At 26.2% G+C, this 15892-nt stretch carries 16 protein-coding genes; 14 read left to right on the top strand and 2 right to left on the bottom strand.

What is annotated here, in order from left to right:
• Positions 1-64 precede the first annotated feature (64 nt).
• The gene (locus ACTNAO_RS07245; RefSeq protein ID WP_441028059.1) at positions 65-298 is read left to right on the top strand and encodes a hypothetical protein; all 234 of its coding nucleotides are present in this window, start codon (positions 65-67) and stop codon (positions 296-298) included.
• 158 nt (positions 299-456) lie between these two features.
• On the opposite strand, the gene ACTNAO_RS07240 is transcribed toward ACTNAO_RS07245, so the two are convergent.
• Positions 457-663, bottom strand: coding sequence for a hypothetical protein (locus ACTNAO_RS07240; RefSeq protein WP_441028057.1), 207 nt, complete (start codon positions 661-663; stop codon positions 457-459).
• Positions 664-861: 198 nt separating this feature from the next.
• Here ACTNAO_RS07240 and hydE point away from each other — a divergent pair, with 198 nt between their 5' ends.
• The 9 genes from hydE (at position 862) to ACTNAO_RS07195 (ending at position 9938) form a co-directional block, all read left to right on the top strand.
• On the top strand, positions 862-1947 hold the full coding sequence (hydE, locus tag ACTNAO_RS07235) for a [FeFe] hydrogenase H-cluster radical SAM maturase HydE (protein ID WP_441028055.1): 1086 nt from the start codon (positions 862-864) through the stop codon (positions 1945-1947).
• A gap of 42 nt (positions 1948-1989) precedes the next feature.
• Positions 1990-3189 carry a [FeFe] hydrogenase H-cluster maturation GTPase HydF gene (gene hydF, locus ACTNAO_RS07230; protein WP_441028053.1) on the top strand — a complete coding sequence of 400 codons (1200 nt, stop codon included), beginning with the start codon at positions 1990-1992 and terminating at the stop codon, positions 3187-3189.
• Positions 3190-3201: 12 nt separating this feature from the next.
• Entirely contained in the window at positions 3202-4731 is a 1530-nt protein-coding gene (gene cls / locus ACTNAO_RS07225) for a cardiolipin synthase (protein WP_441028051.1), read from the top strand.
• 148 nt (positions 4732-4879) lie between these two features.
• Positions 4880-6622 (top strand): methyl-accepting chemotaxis protein, encoded by a 1743-nt coding sequence (locus tag ACTNAO_RS07220; protein ID WP_441028049.1) that lies wholly within the window; start codon positions 4880-4882, stop codon positions 6620-6622.
• Positions 6623-6702: 80 nt separating this feature from the next.
• Positions 6703-7323: a hypothetical protein gene (locus tag ACTNAO_RS07215; RefSeq protein ID WP_441028047.1), complete on the top strand. Its 621-nt coding sequence runs from the start codon at positions 6703-6705 to the stop codon at positions 7321-7323.
• A gap of 73 nt (positions 7324-7396) precedes the next feature.
• On the top strand, positions 7397-7612 hold the full coding sequence (locus ACTNAO_RS07210; protein ID WP_441046132.1) for a hypothetical protein: 216 nt from the start codon (positions 7397-7399) through the stop codon (positions 7610-7612).
• A gap of 103 nt (positions 7613-7715) precedes the next feature.
• Positions 7716-8432: a pseudouridine synthase gene (locus ACTNAO_RS07205; RefSeq protein WP_441028045.1), complete on the top strand. Its 717-nt coding sequence runs from the start codon at positions 7716-7718 to the stop codon at positions 8430-8432.
• A gap of 40 nt (positions 8433-8472) precedes the next feature.
• A complete protein-coding gene (locus tag ACTNAO_RS07200; protein ID WP_441028044.1) occupies positions 8473-9408 on the top strand; it encodes a MurR/RpiR family transcriptional regulator in 936 nt (311 codons plus the stop codon).
• Positions 9409-9497: 89 nt separating this feature from the next.
• A complete protein-coding gene (locus ACTNAO_RS07195) occupies positions 9498-9938 on the top strand; it encodes a hypothetical protein (protein ID WP_441028043.1) in 441 nt (146 codons plus the stop codon).
• Between the two features lie 53 nt (positions 9939-9991).
• Here the strand turns inward: ACTNAO_RS07195 and ACTNAO_RS07190 are convergent, their stop codons facing one another.
• Positions 9992-10438 carry an RrF2 family transcriptional regulator gene (locus ACTNAO_RS07190; protein ID WP_441028042.1) on the bottom strand — a complete coding sequence of 149 codons (447 nt, stop codon included), beginning with the start codon at positions 10436-10438 and terminating at the stop codon, positions 9992-9994.
• 158 nt (positions 10439-10596) lie between these two features.
• On the opposite strand from ACTNAO_RS07190, the gene ACTNAO_RS07185 reads away from it, so the two are divergent.
• From ACTNAO_RS07185 to ACTNAO_RS07170, 4 genes are all read left to right on the top strand, one after another.
• Complete coding sequence (locus ACTNAO_RS07185) at positions 10597-11970, top strand: SGNH/GDSL hydrolase family protein (RefSeq protein ID WP_441028041.1); 1374 nt, start codon at positions 10597-10599, stop codon at positions 11968-11970.
• Between the two features lie 4 nt (positions 11971-11974).
• Positions 11975-13186: an NAD(P)/FAD-dependent oxidoreductase gene (locus ACTNAO_RS07180; RefSeq protein WP_441028040.1), complete on the top strand. Its 1212-nt coding sequence runs from the start codon at positions 11975-11977 to the stop codon at positions 13184-13186.
• Positions 13187-13273: 87 nt separating this feature from the next.
• A complete protein-coding gene (cmk, locus tag ACTNAO_RS07175) occupies positions 13274-13933 on the top strand; it encodes a (d)CMP kinase (RefSeq protein ID WP_441028039.1) in 660 nt (219 codons plus the stop codon).
• Positions 13934-13968: 35 nt separating this feature from the next.
• Positions 13969-15885 (top strand): bifunctional 4-hydroxy-3-methylbut-2-enyl diphosphate reductase/30S ribosomal protein S1, encoded by a 1917-nt coding sequence (locus ACTNAO_RS07170; protein ID WP_441028038.1) that lies wholly within the window; start codon positions 13969-13971, stop codon positions 15883-15885.
• Positions 15886-15892: the final 7 nt, after the last annotated feature.

Below are 15892 nucleotides of genomic sequence, written 5' to 3'. Positions count from 1 at the left end.
GTTTTAGTAAACTTTTATATGTAATATATAATTATACAAGGGTAAGGCAAAGGAGGCAATGTTTATGAAGAAGAGATTTTGGTTGTATGTATTTTTGATTTTAACTGCATTCATAGGAATTATTCCTTTAAATAATAAATGTGCATATGCATCAGAAAATAATACTCATAATTATGAAATACAAGATAATCAAGAAAAAGTTTCTAATACATTTGATATTAAGAAAATAGTTCCTGAAATAATAGTAATAATCGTTGCTGGGGGAGTTTTACTATTTTGTATTACAAAAGAATCATAAAAATAAGTTTAATATACTTATAACTTGGTTTTGATAGCTTTCTTAAATTTGAGTTGGCTATCTTTTTACAAAAAAAAGCAATATCATTTGTTACTATTGATCAAGGCATATATAGTAGCAAATAATATTGCTTTTTGTTTTTATATTATTTTAACTTTTTATTCAACTACACCTGCTTCTTCTGAGGAAATAGGGATTAATGTATTATAAAATAATCCTTCTTTTAAGTTAGCATAAAAATAAAAATCATCACCAACTCTGCAGTTAATATTTCTATTTTTTAATATTCTAAACTTATGTCCATTATAATCTTTCCCAATAAAGTAGTTTGATTTTTCTTTTGTTATGATACATCTAAATGTCATAGTTAATTATACCCCCCACATTTTTAATTCACATACAATGTTATTATACAATATTATTTCCAATAAATATACATAAAAAACAAATTAAAAAAAAGTAATATTGTAAACTTATAAAGTGATTTATGATATAGTTTATGTTACAATAATTGTGTTAAAATAATAACAAGATATATAAAATATTAAAGGCAGAGGTATGAAATGACAAAAAATAATAAACTGAAAGAAATTATTAATAAACTTTATAAAGAAAGCAATGCTACAAGAGAAGAATTATCATACTTAATTGAAAATATTGATGAAGAAAATAAAAATTATATGTTTGAGAAATCAAAGGAAGTTAGAATAAGGCATTATGGTAAAAGTGTATACCTTAGGGGGTTAATTGAATTTACAAATTATTGTAAGATGAATTGCAAATATTGTGGTATAAGAGCAGATAATAAAAATGCAGATAGATATAGATTATCAAAAGAACAAATATTACAATGTGCAAGACTTGGATATAAACTCGGATATAAAACTTTTGTGCTTCAAGGGGGAGAAGATCCATTTTTCACTGACGAAAAATTAGTAGATATTGTATCATCTATAAAGGCTGAAATGCAAGATGTTGCTATTACCATGTCTGTTGGTGAAAGAAGTTATGATTCTTATAAAAAAATATTTGAAGCAGGTGCAGATAGATATTTATTAAGGCATGAAACTGCAACCAAAAGTGTTTATGAAAAGCTTCATCCAAAAGCAAGTTTTGAAAATAGAAGAAAATGTCTTGAAAATTTACGTGAAATAGGCTATCAAATTGGGGCAGGTTTCATGGTAGGCTTACCTAATGAAACAGTAGAAGATAAGGTAAATAATTTAATATATATAAAAAAATTAAATCCAGATATGTGTGGTATAGGACCATTTATACCTCAAAAAGATACTCCTCTTCATAAATTTAAAGGCGGAACTCTTGATGATACCTTGTTGCTTTTATCAATTATAAGATTAATGCTTCCTACAGTTCTTTTGCCAGCTACAACAGCTCTTGGAACAATTGATCCTACAGGAAGAGAAAAGGGGCTAAAGGTTGGTTGTAATGTTGTAATGCCTAATTTATCACCAACAAGTGTAAGAGATAAATATGCTTTATATGATGGAAAAATATGCACTGGTGATGAAGCAGCAGAATGCAGAGGATGTATTGAAAGAAGAATTAATTTTGCAGGATATGAAGTGGAAATAGGTAGAGGAGATAATATAATTTGGACATTAAATCATAGTAAAGATAATTTATCTTAAACTTATAATATGTTATAAAAATATTTTATTGGAGATGTTAATATGAATAATACGCCATTAGGAAATAGAAAACATATTGTTATATATGGGAAAACCAATTCTGGGAAATCATCCCTTATAAACAAATTAGTTGGACAAGATATATCTATTGTTTCAGAAAAGGAAGGTACAACAACGGATCCAGTTTCAAAAGCTATGGAACTTATTCCTGTTGGACCTGTAGTTTTTTATGATACTGCAGGACTTTATGATAATACAGAACTTGGTAGTGAGAGAACTAAAAAAACAATTGACCTTTTAAAAAGAACAGATATAGGTATTTATGTTTCAGATATAAATGATATAAACGAAGATGAAATAAAAGAAGGAATTTTGCTTTTTAAACAATATAACATTCCTTATGTTCTTGTATTTAATAAATGTGACAATGTATCTAAGGATATTTTAGATGACATAAAGATAAAATATAGTAATGGAATAATTACATCTGCAAAGGATAATTCAGGAATAGAAGATTTGAAAAATTCTTTAAGAGAAATTATTGAAAAAGAACAGGAAGAATTACCTCTTGTAGGAGATCTTTTGCCTTATGGTTCAAAGGTAATATTAGTAGTGCCAGTAGATTCAGAGGCACCTAAAGGAAGACTTATACTTCCTCAAGTTCAATGTATACGTGATTGTTTAGATCATGGCATAAAAAGTTATGTAGTACGTGATACAGAACTAAAAAGTGCTATTGAAGACATAAAGGATGTAGACCTTGTTATTACTGATTCACAGGCATTTAAAAAAGTAGCTAATATTGTACCAAGAAATATTAAAATAACTGGTTTTTCTATGCTTTTTGCAAGACAAAAAGGTGATATAAATGAATTTATTAATGGCACAAATTATATAAAAAAATTAAAACCAAAGGATAAAGTTTTAGTTTTAGAAAGTTGCACTCATAATGTATCTCATGAAGATATAGGAAGGGTTAAAATACCCAAAATGCTTAACAAATTAGTTGGTGGTGAACTTGATTATACTTATATGGTTGGATATGATTTTCCAAGTGATTTAGATAAATATAAATTTGTTATTCATTGTGGTGGATGCATGATAAATAGAAAAACTATTATGAATAGAATTAGTATTTGTAAAAGAAAAAAAATTCCTATAGTTAATTATGGAGTAATATTATCCTATTTAACTAACACTCTAGATAGAAGTAAGGAGATATTTAATAAAAGCAATACATAAAAAGGAGTAATTATGAAAAAACTATTAAAAATTTTATCTTCTAGAATTGTGATTTTGGGCTTTTTGATGCTTGTGCAATTGTTTATTCTTGGAATTACAATTTGGGGATTAAGTAATTATTCAGTGTATTTAACTAGTTTTTTTACATTTCTTAGTGTGATTGTAGTTATATATATTGTAAGTAGATATGACAATCCTTCATTTAAACTTGCTTGGGTAATTACTGTTCTTTTGTTTCCTGTATTTGGTGGACTTTTTTATCTTCTTTTTGGTGGTAATAAAATGCGAAAAAGTCTTAAAAATATAATAGGAAAATCTTTTGAAGAAACAAAAGAATATTTAAAGCAAGATAAAAAAGTTCTTAAGGATATTGAAAAAACTAATAAATCAGTTTATTTTATGGCTAAGTACATAAAAGATTTTTCTTCATATCCAATTCATAAAAACACTTTATCAAAGTATTTTTCTCCAGGAGAAAAGTTTTATGATGAACTTATAAAAAAACTTAAATCTGCAAAAAAGTTTATTTTTATGGAATATTTTATAGTACATGAAGGAATAATGTGGGATACGATACTAGAAATTCTTGTATCAAAAGCTAAAGAAGGATTAGATATTAGAATTATATATGATGATGTAGGATGTATAAATACATTGCCACCTAAGTATAACAAAATGCTTGAATCTCTAAATATAAAATGTGTTATTTTTAATCCTTTTATTCCTATTTTGTCATCTGTAGTAAATAATAGAGACCATAGAAAAATAACAATTATAGATGGAAATATAGCCTTTACAGGGGGCATAAATTTAGCTGATGAATATATAAATAAGGTAGTTAGATTTGGTTATTGGAAAGATTCTGCTATTATGATAGAAGGAGAGGCTGTATGGAATTTCACAATAATGTTTCTTCAGGTTTGGTCTGCCATAGCTCATGAGGAGATTGATTATTTAAAATATAAACCTGAAAAAAGATTTTATGAAAAGGCAGAAGGGTATGTTCAGCCTTATGGAGACAGCCCTTATGATGGGGAACTTGTAGGTGAAAATGTATATTTAAATATTATTAATAAGGCAAAAGAATATGTTTATATATGCACGCCTTATTTAATTATTGACAATGAACTTGTTACAGCCTTAACATTGGCAGCTAAGGGTGGTGTTGATGTAAGAATAATTACACCTCACATAGAAGATAAAAAATATATTCACATGGTTACTAGATCTTACTATTATCAGCTTATTAATTCTGGAATTAAAATTTATGAATATACACCAGGCTTTATTCATTCAAAAATTTTTGTATCTGATGATGAAGTTGCAACTGTAGGAACTATAAATTTAGATTATAGAAGTCTTTATTTGCACTTTGAATGTGGTGTGTTTTTATTTAAAACTAATACTGTTTTTGAAATAAAAAAGGATTTTTTAGAGACCTTAAAAAAATGTAAACAAATAGAAAATGAAGATTGTAAAAAAGTAAAATTGCACACTCGAATAACCAGGGCAATTTTAAAAGTTTTTTCTCCACTAATGTAGAAAAAACTTTTTTATTGTAAATTATTTAATAACAAATAGTTAAAATGTTACCTTGAAAAAGGGTCTATGATATAATATAAATAAGATTAAATGTCAATAAATATTCTTTCTGACATTAAAGATATTATAATGACCGAGGTGATAAAAAATGAAAAGCATAAAGGTAAAATTAGTAATTATATTTTCTATAGTAATTTTTAGTATTATATCTGTTATAAGTTTTTTTGGATATTATACTTCTAATAAAAACATGATGAAAATTGCAAATGACCAAGCCGTAGAAAGAGTTGAAGGTGATTTAAACGCTTTTACCAGTTACATGAAATTCTATCATTCTTCAGAACTTATGGAAATTAACTCTTTAGGAAAATTGATAGATGTAAAAGGTGGCTCTATAGAATCTAATTATACTGTTGTTAATAAATTTCATGATGATAGTAATGATGCAGCAACAATATATAAGAAGGTTAATGATGATTATGTAATTGTTACCACAAATCTTATGGAGGATTCTGGAAAAAGACCTGAAGGAGAAAAACTTGATCCTGAATCTGATGCATATAAAGCAATTGAAAATGGTGAAGAATTTATTGGGGAAATTGAACTTTTAGGAGAAACATATGAAGCTGCATATAGACCTATATATAATAATTCCAAAAAAATTGTAGGAATATATTCTGTGGCAGTTCCAAAAGAAGATGCTCTAGCTTTTGTTAAATCTTCAATTTCAACAATAGCAAAAGGTTTTATAATTATTTCTGTAGTTGCTATTATATTATCAATTGCAATTGTACTTTTTATAGGCGAGAGCATTACCAAAGGATTAAAGCAAACAGTACTTTTTACTAAAAATATTCAAAATCTTGATGTTTCTAAAGATGTTCCTAAAAATCTTCAAAAACAAAAAGATGAAGTAGGTGCAGTAGGAAGGGCGTTAAATCTTATAGTTATTAATTTAAAAGATTTTATGAGAAAAGCCTTTGATTTGTCAAGCAATGTAACTAATTATTCTAAAGAACTTTTACAAAATATGGAGCAAGTAAATTTATCTGCTAATGAGATATCAGATGTTGTAATTAAAGTAGCAACAGAAGCTGCTGATCAAGTTAAGAAAACAGAAGAAGGGGTAGAAAATGTACAATCTTTAGGTAAATATATAGAAAATAACAAGAATCTTTTAAATGAGCTAACAGTAGCAATGAATGAAGTGGAAAACTTTATAAAAGAAGGGATAAATTATATTAATGAATTATCATCAAGTAGTAAACTTAGCATTGCTTCTGCAACTTCTATTTCAAATATTATAAATGATACAAATGATAAATCTATGGAAATTAAAAAATCAAGTATTGCAATAAAAGAATTATCAGAACAAACTAATCTTTTAGCATTAAATGCAGCAATTGAAGCTGCAAGAGCAGGAGAATCTGGAAAGGGATTTTCGGTTGTAGCAGAAGAAGTGAGAAATTTAGCAGAAAAGTCTTCTGAATGTTCTTTAGATATACAAAAGATAATAGATGAACTTACAGTAAAAACTTCTGAAGCTGTTGATACTATTAATAATATTATTGGTGTATTTAATACTCAATCTGAAAATGTAAAGCTAACTAATGAAGCATTTGATAGAATATCTTTAAGTGCTCAAAAATCTATTAATGATTTAGATAACATAAAAGAGACATCTATTAAAATGGAAAATGAAAAAGAATCTGTTATAAATATTATGAAAGATTTATCATCTATAGCAGTTAATAATGCTTCTGCCACTGAAGAAGTAGCCTCTGCAATAGAAGAACAAACAGCAATTATATCCGAATTTAATGAATCTATTCATAAACTTGTAAAATTAGCAGAAGAAATGAAAAATAATATTCAAAAATTTAAATATTAAAAAATTATATTTTTCTCCTTTTTTGTCTATAATATTATTAAGTATTTATAATATATTATATTTAAAAAAGGAGTTTTTTTATGGAAATTCAAGTTGTTACATCAATAATATCTGCTGCATCTATTATACTTGGGTCCCTTTTAGGAGCTCTTTCAAGTTATATAATAAGCAATAAAATGTACAAAAAACAACTTACCCACGAAAAAGAAAAAGAAGATTCGGAAAAAATCTATGATAAAACTATAAGAAACAAATGTATTTGTGATAATGCAAATGCTATTAGATTAGATATAGCAAATGCTATTTTTCAAAGCATTAGAAGTTTAAAATCAATTAATCTAAATAAAGATATTTATCTTTTGCCAGTAAGCCGTAATTACTCTGCACTAATTTCTTCATTAAATCATTTGTTTTCATTAAAAGAATTAAGTGAAATATATCAACTTTATGTTATTATTGAAAAAGTAAGCAATGACATATATTATTTAAAAACTTCTAATAATGAAGACTATGAAGTAATAAAAAAAGGTTTTATTTCAATTTTATATAAGATATATGGTGAAAATTATGATAAAATATTGCTAGTAGATCCTAATGCAGTTAGTTATTTTGAACTTGAAAAAAGTACATATATGAAAAATACTTTTAAAAATATATTGTTTAAATTAGATTCCTATTGCATTTTAGAAAATTTAATTTAATTATTATATTTAGAACAAAATTAATTAATTACGAATATGATATAGTAATCTAAAGAATAGGAGTTGATTTACTATGTCATGCTGCAGAGGATGTAATAATAATTGCTGCGCAAACAGAAATGCTTGCTCAAATTCTTGCTGTAGAAGATGTTGCTGTAATAGATGCAACAACTTTGGAAATTGTAATGGATTTGGGAATTGTTTTGGAAACGGCTTTGGTGGAGGATTTAATTTTATTTGGATAATTTTATTATTCTTTGGCTTTGGCTGGGGGGGCTTTTTCTGGTAAGATAAAAAAAAGGCAGTTTAGCTATAAATAAGCTTACTGCCTAATAAGAATCTTAAAAAGGCGCTATTAAGCGCCTATATTATATTTTAGGTGGAATAATTTTATGGAAGAAAGATTGCAAAAATATATGGCTAGTTGTGGTATTGCCTCAAGACGAAAATGTGAACAATTAATAATGGAAGGAAAGGTTAAAGTTAACAATATAACAGTAAAGGAACTTGGAATAAAAGTTGATCCTTCTAGGGATACAGTAAAATATTTAAATAAAATAATAAATAAAGAAGAAAATAAAGTTTATTATATGTTAAATAAACCTACTGGATATATAACATCAGTAAAAGATGAAAAATCAAGAAAAACAGTTATTGATTTAGTACCTGTTAAAGAGAGAATATATCCAATAGGTAGACTTGATTATGATAGTTCTGGATTAATTATATTAACAAATGATGGAGATATTTATAATAAAATAATTCATCCAAGAGTAAAAATAGACAAAAAATACATTGTAACAGTAAAAGGAAGATTTACTGACTTAGAAAAGAAAAAATTTGCATTAGGTATAGATATTGGAGGGTATACCACTGCACCAGCAGCTATAAAAGAAATAAACTTTAATAATTTAAATAACATAAGTACTGCTCAAATAACAATTCATGAAGGCAAAAATAGACAAATAAGAAAAATGTGTAGTGCTCTTAATCATGATGTTATTTCTTTAAAGAGAGTTTCTATTGGACAAATTCAATTAGGCGACTTAAAAACTGGTGATTTTAGAAGTCTTACAAATGCTGAGCTTTCTTACATAAATAGTCTTTAAGTTTTTATGTTATAAATTTATAAAATAAAGGTGAAAATTTATGGAAAAAGATATATATAATGAAGATTTAGATAAAAATACTTATGATAATGATAATTCAAAGGATTTAATGAAAATAATACGATTTAAGTATAAAAAACTAAGTAAAGGTCAAAAATTAATTGCAGAATATATACTTAAAAATTATGATAAAGCTGCCTTTATGACAGCTTCAAAGCTTGGAATTTCTGTTGGAGTATCAGAATCTACAGTGGTTAGATTTGCTAATGAATTAGATTTCTCTGGATATCCAAAACTTCAAAAAGCTTTACAAGAACTTATAAAAAATAAACTAACTACAGTTCAAAGATTAGAATTATCGAAAGATTATATTTCTAATGGAGATGCCTTAAGGGGAGTAATAAAAGCTGATATGGAAAATTTAAGAACTACCCTTGAAAAAATAGATGAAAATGCCTTTGAAGAGGTATTAAATTTAATATTCAACGCTAATAATATATATATAATTGGTCTTAGAAGCTCCACAGCCCTTGCAGAATTTCTAGGCTTTTATTTGAATATTATACTTCAAAATGTAAAAACTGTAAGTTATGGCATATCTGATGTTTTTGAACAAATGATAAATGTGAAAAAAGGTGATATTGTTATTGGAATTGGATTTCCAAGATATGCAACAAAAACTATTGATGCATTAGATTTTTCAAAAAACAGAGGTGCAAATGTTGTTGCTATTACTGATAGTCATGCATCTCCACTTGCAAGTAAGGCTGATATTACCCTTGTTGCTCAAAGTAATATGGCGTCCTTTGTAGATTCATTAGTAGCTCCCTTATCAGTTATTAATGCTCTTATAATTGCTGTAGGAATGCGTGAAAAGGAAAATATTTCTGATATATTTAATAGGCTTGAATTAATTTGGAAAGATTACAATGTTTATTCATATAATAAAAATAAAAGTACTGAAGATAATTATTAATATTAATAAAAATTTATTAAATATTCATACTAAATTTAATATTATATGATAAAATTTATTTTAAAAGAATATATTTTGGAGGGGTTAATATGCTAGAAGATTTAAAAATGGCAATAAGTGAAAAGGATATTGATAAATCAAGAAAAATAATGACAGAGGAATTAATAGGAACTGATTATCCTCATGAAGTATTTAAGGATGCTATAGAACTTGCAGAAACATATGGTATTTTTGAAGAAAATACTGATGATAATTTAAAGACAGAGCCAAAAGAATGGAATATGGAATATTTACAAAGTCTATTAGGGGAATTAAAAGAAAATTTTTCTAAAGAAAAATTTATGACAGCTTATTATGTAGCAAGAAAACTTGAAAAAGAAATAGATATACAAGAAAATGGTCGTTGTTCTTGTATAAAGAAAACATGCAAAGAACATAAAAGGCTTTTAATAGCAAGTGCTGCAGGTGCAATTGCTGCAGGAATAATTGGAATATCTATTGGAGTATATTTTCATAAAAAAAGCAAATAATAAAAAGAAACTATACAAAAAAGCTAAAAACTTTTTTGTATAGTTTTTTTATGTTATATATAATACATAATTTCATTATTATCAATATATTTCTCTGATTCTTCTAATAAGTTTTGAAGAGAAACTTTTGCAAGAGATATTGCAACTTCATTGTCAAGATTATTCCAAAGTAAAGTTTCCATAGCATTTTCAATGCCTGGAGCAGTTTTGGGCACAGTTTTATCTGCTTTTTCAAAAAGAGATATTTCAATAGCCTCTAATATTTCTCTTGCTGATATTTCAGAAGGGGTTTTAGATAATCTATATCCTCCTTGAGCACCTTTTATAGAAACAACTAGATTAGCTCTTTTTAACAAAGAAAAAACTTGTTCTAAATATATTTTTGATATTTTCAAATCTTCTGCTATTCTAATAATTGTAATGTATTCTCCATTACGACTTTTATCAGCTATATATATCATAGCAGCAAGGCCATACCTTCCTTTTGAAGAAATTTTCATATTATCACTCCTTTTATATACTATTCATATATGAATTATTATACAATAATAAAATTGTATTTCAAGATTTAAAATAAAATATTTATTTAAAAAATTCTCATGTATATTTTTTATGGTATAATTAATAGTAATAATGTTATGAGATTAGGGGGATTATTATGGTTAAAAGAAAAATTATGTGTGGAATTTTATGTATGGGACTTATTTTTTCTAATAATATAGTAGCTACAGCTGCTATTAGTTCTTACTCTGAAAATCAATTATTAGAAATAAAAAATAGCTATTTAAATAAAAATTTTCTTGTATTAGGAGATTCTATTGGTACTGGATATGGTTTATCATCAGAAGATTTTTCTTATGGAAAAAAATTATCAACTAAACTTAATATGAATTATACTAATCTTGCTGTTAATGGTTCAACTTCAAAAAGTTTATTAGACCAACTTAACAATGAAGATTACATAAATAAAGTAAAAGAAGCTGAAATAATTAACATTTCAATAGGTGGTAATGATGTAATGCTTCCGCTTTTAGATATAATAAATAGGCATATTCATGCAGATGATGAAAATTCAAGTTATAGTGATTTACTAGGTAAATATGAAGAATTTTATAATGATTTATTAAATGGTAAATATGATGAGGAAATAAAAAGTAATATAAGTTATGGTTTAAAATCCTTTGAAGAAACATTTCCAAAAGTAATTGAAAGGATTAAATCATTAAATCCTAATAGTAAAATAGTTTTACAAACTCTATATAATCCCTTAAGTAATATAGCCATGTTTAATCATGTTTGTGATATTATAAATCCTTATATTAATGAATTAAATTCACATATTATAAATGCTGCTGATAATAAAAATGTAGTTACCTCTGATGTAGCTTTTTATATGAAAAGTGAAAGTGGTCTTGATGTATCTAACATAGGCGATATGGATATTCATCCAGACAAATATGGTCACAATGATATATATTTATCACTATATAAAACTCTTACATCTGAGTATCCTAATAACATTAATTTTAATTTAAATAATGCAAATTGTACTTTAGAATATAATAATGATAATTTATCACCAACTGTATATATTTATACTGACAAAGGTTATAGAGCACCAATGTATTTATATGCAAAATATGATAACCTTACAGCTATAGTTAAAACAGAAAAGATATCAAATGGAGTATATAAGGCTATATTACCTTCAAGATGTCTTTATGGTGATATTACAGTTACAGGTACTTCTATAAAAATACAAGAAGATGAAAATAACTCATCTAAAGATGATATTTCAAATACTGATACAGATAGTACATTAAATACTAATATTGATAATTCAAGCTATATAAATAAAGTTTCGGATAAAGATAATAATTCAAATTTAGAAACAAATACAAATGAAAGTTCAAGTAAAAAATTAAGCACATATGATTATTTGTATAAATTTTTACTTGTTTTTATATTAGCGCTAACTTGTATAGTTACTAGATTTATAATAATAAAAACAAAAAAAGCAAGAAAGGAATAGCTTAATGAAAAAAGTTATAATAATAGGAGCAGGACCAGCAGGAATGATGGCAGCAATTGAAGCTTCAAAAAACAATAATGTTTTTTTACTAGATGGTAATGATAAACTAGGTAAAAAGTTATTTATTACAGGAAAAGGACGTTGTAACGTTACAAATGCAAAAAACATAGGAGATTTCTTTGATTATATAAAGGGAAATCCAGAGTTTTTATATAGTTCACTATATTCTTTTACAAATGAAGATACTATGAAATTTTTTGAAAGCAGGGGAATAAAATTAAAGGTAGAAAGAGGTGATAGAGTCTTTCCTCTTTCAGATAAATCCTCTGATATAATTAAAGGATTAAAAATGGCACTTAAAGAAAACAATGTTAATATCTTATTTAATCATAAAGTAACTGATATAAATGTTGTAAATAATAAAATAATTTCTGTTGTATGTAATGATAAGATAATAGAAGGAGATTACTTCATTATTGCAACTGGTGGAGCATCCTATGAATCTACTGGTTCAAAAGGAGAGGGACAAAAATTTGCAAAAAAAATGGGACATAAAATTATTCCTCTAAAGCCTTCCCTTGTTCCTATTGAACTTGAAGAAAAATTTGTTCAAAATCTTATGGGACTTTCTCTTAAAAATGTTAACCTTAAAATATTTGAAAATAACAAAGTAGTTTATAATGAATTAGGAGAAATGCTTTTTACCCATTTTGGCATATCTGGTCCTCTTGTTTTAAGTGGCAGCAGATTTATAAAAGAAAATGAAAAATATAAAGTTTCTATAGACTTAAAACCAGCATTAGATTTTAAAGCATTAGATAATAGAATTCTTCGTGATTTCAAGAAATATTCTAATAAAGAATTTAAAAATTCATTAAATGATTTATTACCTAAAAAGATAATAGACACAATAATTATGTTATCTAATATAAAAGAAGATAAAAAAGTAAATGAAATAACTAAAGAAGAAAGAAAGAATCTTGTTTCATTACTGAAAAATTTAACCTTTAATGTTAAAGGTCTAAGAAGTTTAAATGAAGCTATTGTAACAAAAGGTGGAGTTGATACTCATGAAATTGATCCTTCAACTATGAAGTCTAAAATAATAAGCAATTTGTCCTTTGCAGGGGAGGTTATAGATGTTGATGCCTTTACAGGAGGTTATAATGTTCAAATAGCTTTATCTACAGGATATATTGCAGGATCAAGTATTTAAAATAAAAATATAATTTTTTTGGCTTGTTTATTAACAAAAAAAAATATATAATGTATCTTGGTAGTACATTACGGAGGCAGTATTAATATGAAAATATCAGTAGCAATTGATGGACCTGCAGGTGCAGGCAAAAGTACTATTGCAAAAATGGTTGCAAAAAAATTAAACCTAATGTATATAAATACAGGCTCTATGTATAGAGCGGTAGCTTTAAAATCAAAAGAAAAAGGATTAAATCCAGAATCTGTTAATGAAATTTTACAATTAATAAGTTCTTTTAATATGGAGTTTATTAATGATGATTTATATTTAAACGGAGAAAACATTCAAGATAAAATAACTATGCCAGAAGTAAGCAGTATTGTTTCTCTTTATGCATCAATAAAAGAAGTAAGAGTTCTTTTAGTAAAGCTTCAACAGGATATGGCAAAGAAATATGATGTTATAATGGATGGAAGAGATATTGGCACAGTAGTATTAAAAGATTCGCCTTTTAAATTCTTTTTAACTGCAACAGCAGAGGAAAGGGCAAACAGAAGGTATAAAGAATTAACTGAAAGAAATATTGAATGTAATTATGAAGAAATATTAAAAAATATAAAGCATAGGGATTTTTTGGACGAAAATAGGGAAGTAGATCCATTAAAAAAAGCCAAGGATGCTGTGCTTATTGATTCAACTAATTTATCAATAAATGAAGTTGTAAATAAAATAGTTGAACAAGTAAAATTAAATATAAAAAATTAATTTTTAGCATATAATTAATTTAGGAGAAAATAAAAATGCCAAATGTAAAATTAGCAAAAGAAGCAGGTTTTTGTTTTGGAGTACAAAGGGCAGTAACAGAAGCACTTAAGATTCAAAAAAAATATAATAAAAAGATTTATACACTTGGTCCCCTTATACACAATAATGATGTGGTAAAATATTTAGAAGAAAATAATATTTTTGCCATTGAACTTTCAAATATAGATTTATTAAATAAAAATGATGTAATTGTAATAAGATCTCATGGAGTATCAAAAGATGTAATAAATTTACTTGAAAGCAAACAATTAATTGTTCATAATGCAACCTGTCCTTTTGTAACTAATATACAAAAAAAGGTAGAGAAATACTCAAAAGAAGGTTACTCTATTATTATATTAGGTGATGAAAATCACCCAGAGGTAAAAGGTATAAGTGGTTGGTGTGATTCTAAAGCTTACATTACAAAAGATGGTAGTATAAATATTGATTTATCAGATGAATCATACAAAAAAGTATGTTTAGTTTCTCAAACTACTGAGAAGGAAGAAAATTGGGAAAAAACCATGAATAATTTATCTGATTTTAAAGGTGAATTATTAGCTTTTAATACTATTTGTTCTGCCACTGAAGTGAGACAACAAAGCGCTTTAGAACTTGCTAAAAGTGTTGATGCAATGGTTGTAATTGGTGGAAAAAATAGTTCTAATACAACAAAGCTTTATCAAATAGCTAAAAAATATTGTAATAATACAATACATATAGAAAACTCTTCTGAATTGCCAGAAGAATATATTAAGAATAGTAAATTTAAAAATATTGGTGTTACAGCTGGTGCATCTACACCAGATTGGATAATTAGGGAGGTAATTAATAATATGCAAGATGAAATGAACAAAAATGATGAACAACTTAAATTAATGGAGGAAATGGATAAAAGATTTTCTATCGGTGATGAAATCGAAGGTGAAATTCTTTCTATAAAAAGAGATGAAATATTAGTTTCTTTAGTTGGTTATAAATCTGATGGCGTTATTCCATTTAAAGAATTAACAAATTCAGTTGATCCTGAAGAAATGGCTTCAACATTAAATGTTGGAGATGTTATAAAAGCAAAGATAATTAAATTAAACCAAGATGGTTATGTTGTATTATCAAGATTAGAGTATGAAAAGAAACAAATACTTGATGAATTAAATGAATTATATACTAATGGAACAATTTTTGAAGTTAAAATTAGTGAAGTAAAAGAAAAAGGTCTAGTTGCTTATTACAAAGGTATAAGAATATTTATACCAGCATCTCAAATTGATACTAAATTTGTAAGCGATAAGGAACAATACAAAAATCAAACACTTCAAGTTAAATTAATAGAATTCAGTACTGAAAAGCCATCAAAGGTAATTGCTTCTAGAAGAGTAATTCTTGAAAAGGAAAAAGAAGAAAAAGAAGCTAAGGCTTGGGATTCTTTTAATGTTGGAGATGTTGTAAAGGGTGAAATTAAAAGATTTACAGACTTTGGAGCATTTGCAGAAGTAAATGGTGTAGATGGACTTATTCATTTATCTCAAATTTCTTGGAAACATGTTAAAAAACCTGAGGATGTTTTAAAGAAAGGTGAAATTGTTGATGTTAAAATAATAGATCTTGATAAAGAAAACAAAAAATTATCATTAAGTATAAAACAATTAACAAAAGAACCTTGGGCAAATGCAAAAGAAAAATATCCAGAAGGTTCTGTAGTACTTGGAAAAGTTGTAAGAATTAATGATTTTGGCGCTTTTGTAGAACTTGAACCAGGACTTGATGCTCTTGTTCATATTTCAAAAATAAGCCATGATAGAATAGAAAATCCAGCTGATGTATTAACTGTTGGTCAAGAAATTAAAGCTAAAATTTTATCAGTAGATGAAGAAAAGAAGAGAATAAGCTTAAGCATGAAAGATGTTTAAATTTTAG

Origin of the sequence: Clostridium sp. HCP1S3_C6, assembly GCF_052066735.1 — a bacterium.
Lineage (GTDB): Bacteria > Bacillota > Clostridia > Clostridiales > Clostridiaceae > Clostridium.
This window is presented reverse-complemented; position numbering and strand designations above follow the sequence as displayed.

Bases quoted from the DNA above. Each gene is read 5' to 3' on its own strand.
- ACTNAO_RS07245 (WP_441028059.1), top strand. From the start codon at position 65: ATGAAGAAGAGATTTTGGTTGTATGTATTTTTGATTTTAACTGCATTC.
- ACTNAO_RS07240 (WP_441028057.1), bottom strand. From the start codon at position 663: ATGACATTTAGATGTATCATAACAAAAGAAAAATCAAACTACTTTATT.
- hydE (WP_441028055.1), top strand. From the start codon at position 862: ATGACAAAAAATAATAAACTGAAAGAAATTATTAATAAACTTTATAAA.
- hydF (WP_441028053.1), top strand. From the start codon at position 1,990: ATGAATAATACGCCATTAGGAAATAGAAAACATATTGTTATATATGGG.
- cls (WP_441028051.1), top strand. From the start codon at position 3,202: ATGAAAAAACTATTAAAAATTTTATCTTCTAGAATTGTGATTTTGGGC.
- ACTNAO_RS07220 (WP_441028049.1), top strand. From the start codon at position 4,880: ATGAAAAGCATAAAGGTAAAATTAGTAATTATATTTTCTATAGTAATT.
- ACTNAO_RS07215 (WP_441028047.1), top strand. From the start codon at position 6,703: ATGGAAATTCAAGTTGTTACATCAATAATATCTGCTGCATCTATTATA.
- ACTNAO_RS07210 (WP_441046132.1), top strand. From the start codon at position 7,397: ATGTCATGCTGCAGAGGATGTAATAATAATTGCTGCGCAAACAGAAAT.
- ACTNAO_RS07205 (WP_441028045.1), top strand. From the start codon at position 7,716: ATGGAAGAAAGATTGCAAAAATATATGGCTAGTTGTGGTATTGCCTCA.
- ACTNAO_RS07200 (WP_441028044.1), top strand. From the start codon at position 8,473: ATGGAAAAAGATATATATAATGAAGATTTAGATAAAAATACTTATGAT.
- ACTNAO_RS07195 (WP_441028043.1), top strand. From the start codon at position 9,498: ATGCTAGAAGATTTAAAAATGGCAATAAGTGAAAAGGATATTGATAAA.
- ACTNAO_RS07190 (WP_441028042.1), bottom strand. From the start codon at position 10,438: ATGAAAATTTCTTCAAAAGGAAGGTATGGCCTTGCTGCTATGATATAT.
- ACTNAO_RS07185 (WP_441028041.1), top strand. From the start codon at position 10,597: ATGGTTAAAAGAAAAATTATGTGTGGAATTTTATGTATGGGACTTATT.
- ACTNAO_RS07180 (WP_441028040.1), top strand. From the start codon at position 11,975: ATGAAAAAAGTTATAATAATAGGAGCAGGACCAGCAGGAATGATGGCA.
- cmk (WP_441028039.1), top strand. From the start codon at position 13,274: ATGAAAATATCAGTAGCAATTGATGGACCTGCAGGTGCAGGCAAAAGT.
- ACTNAO_RS07170 (WP_441028038.1), top strand. From the start codon at position 13,969: ATGCCAAATGTAAAATTAGCAAAAGAAGCAGGTTTTTGTTTTGGAGTA.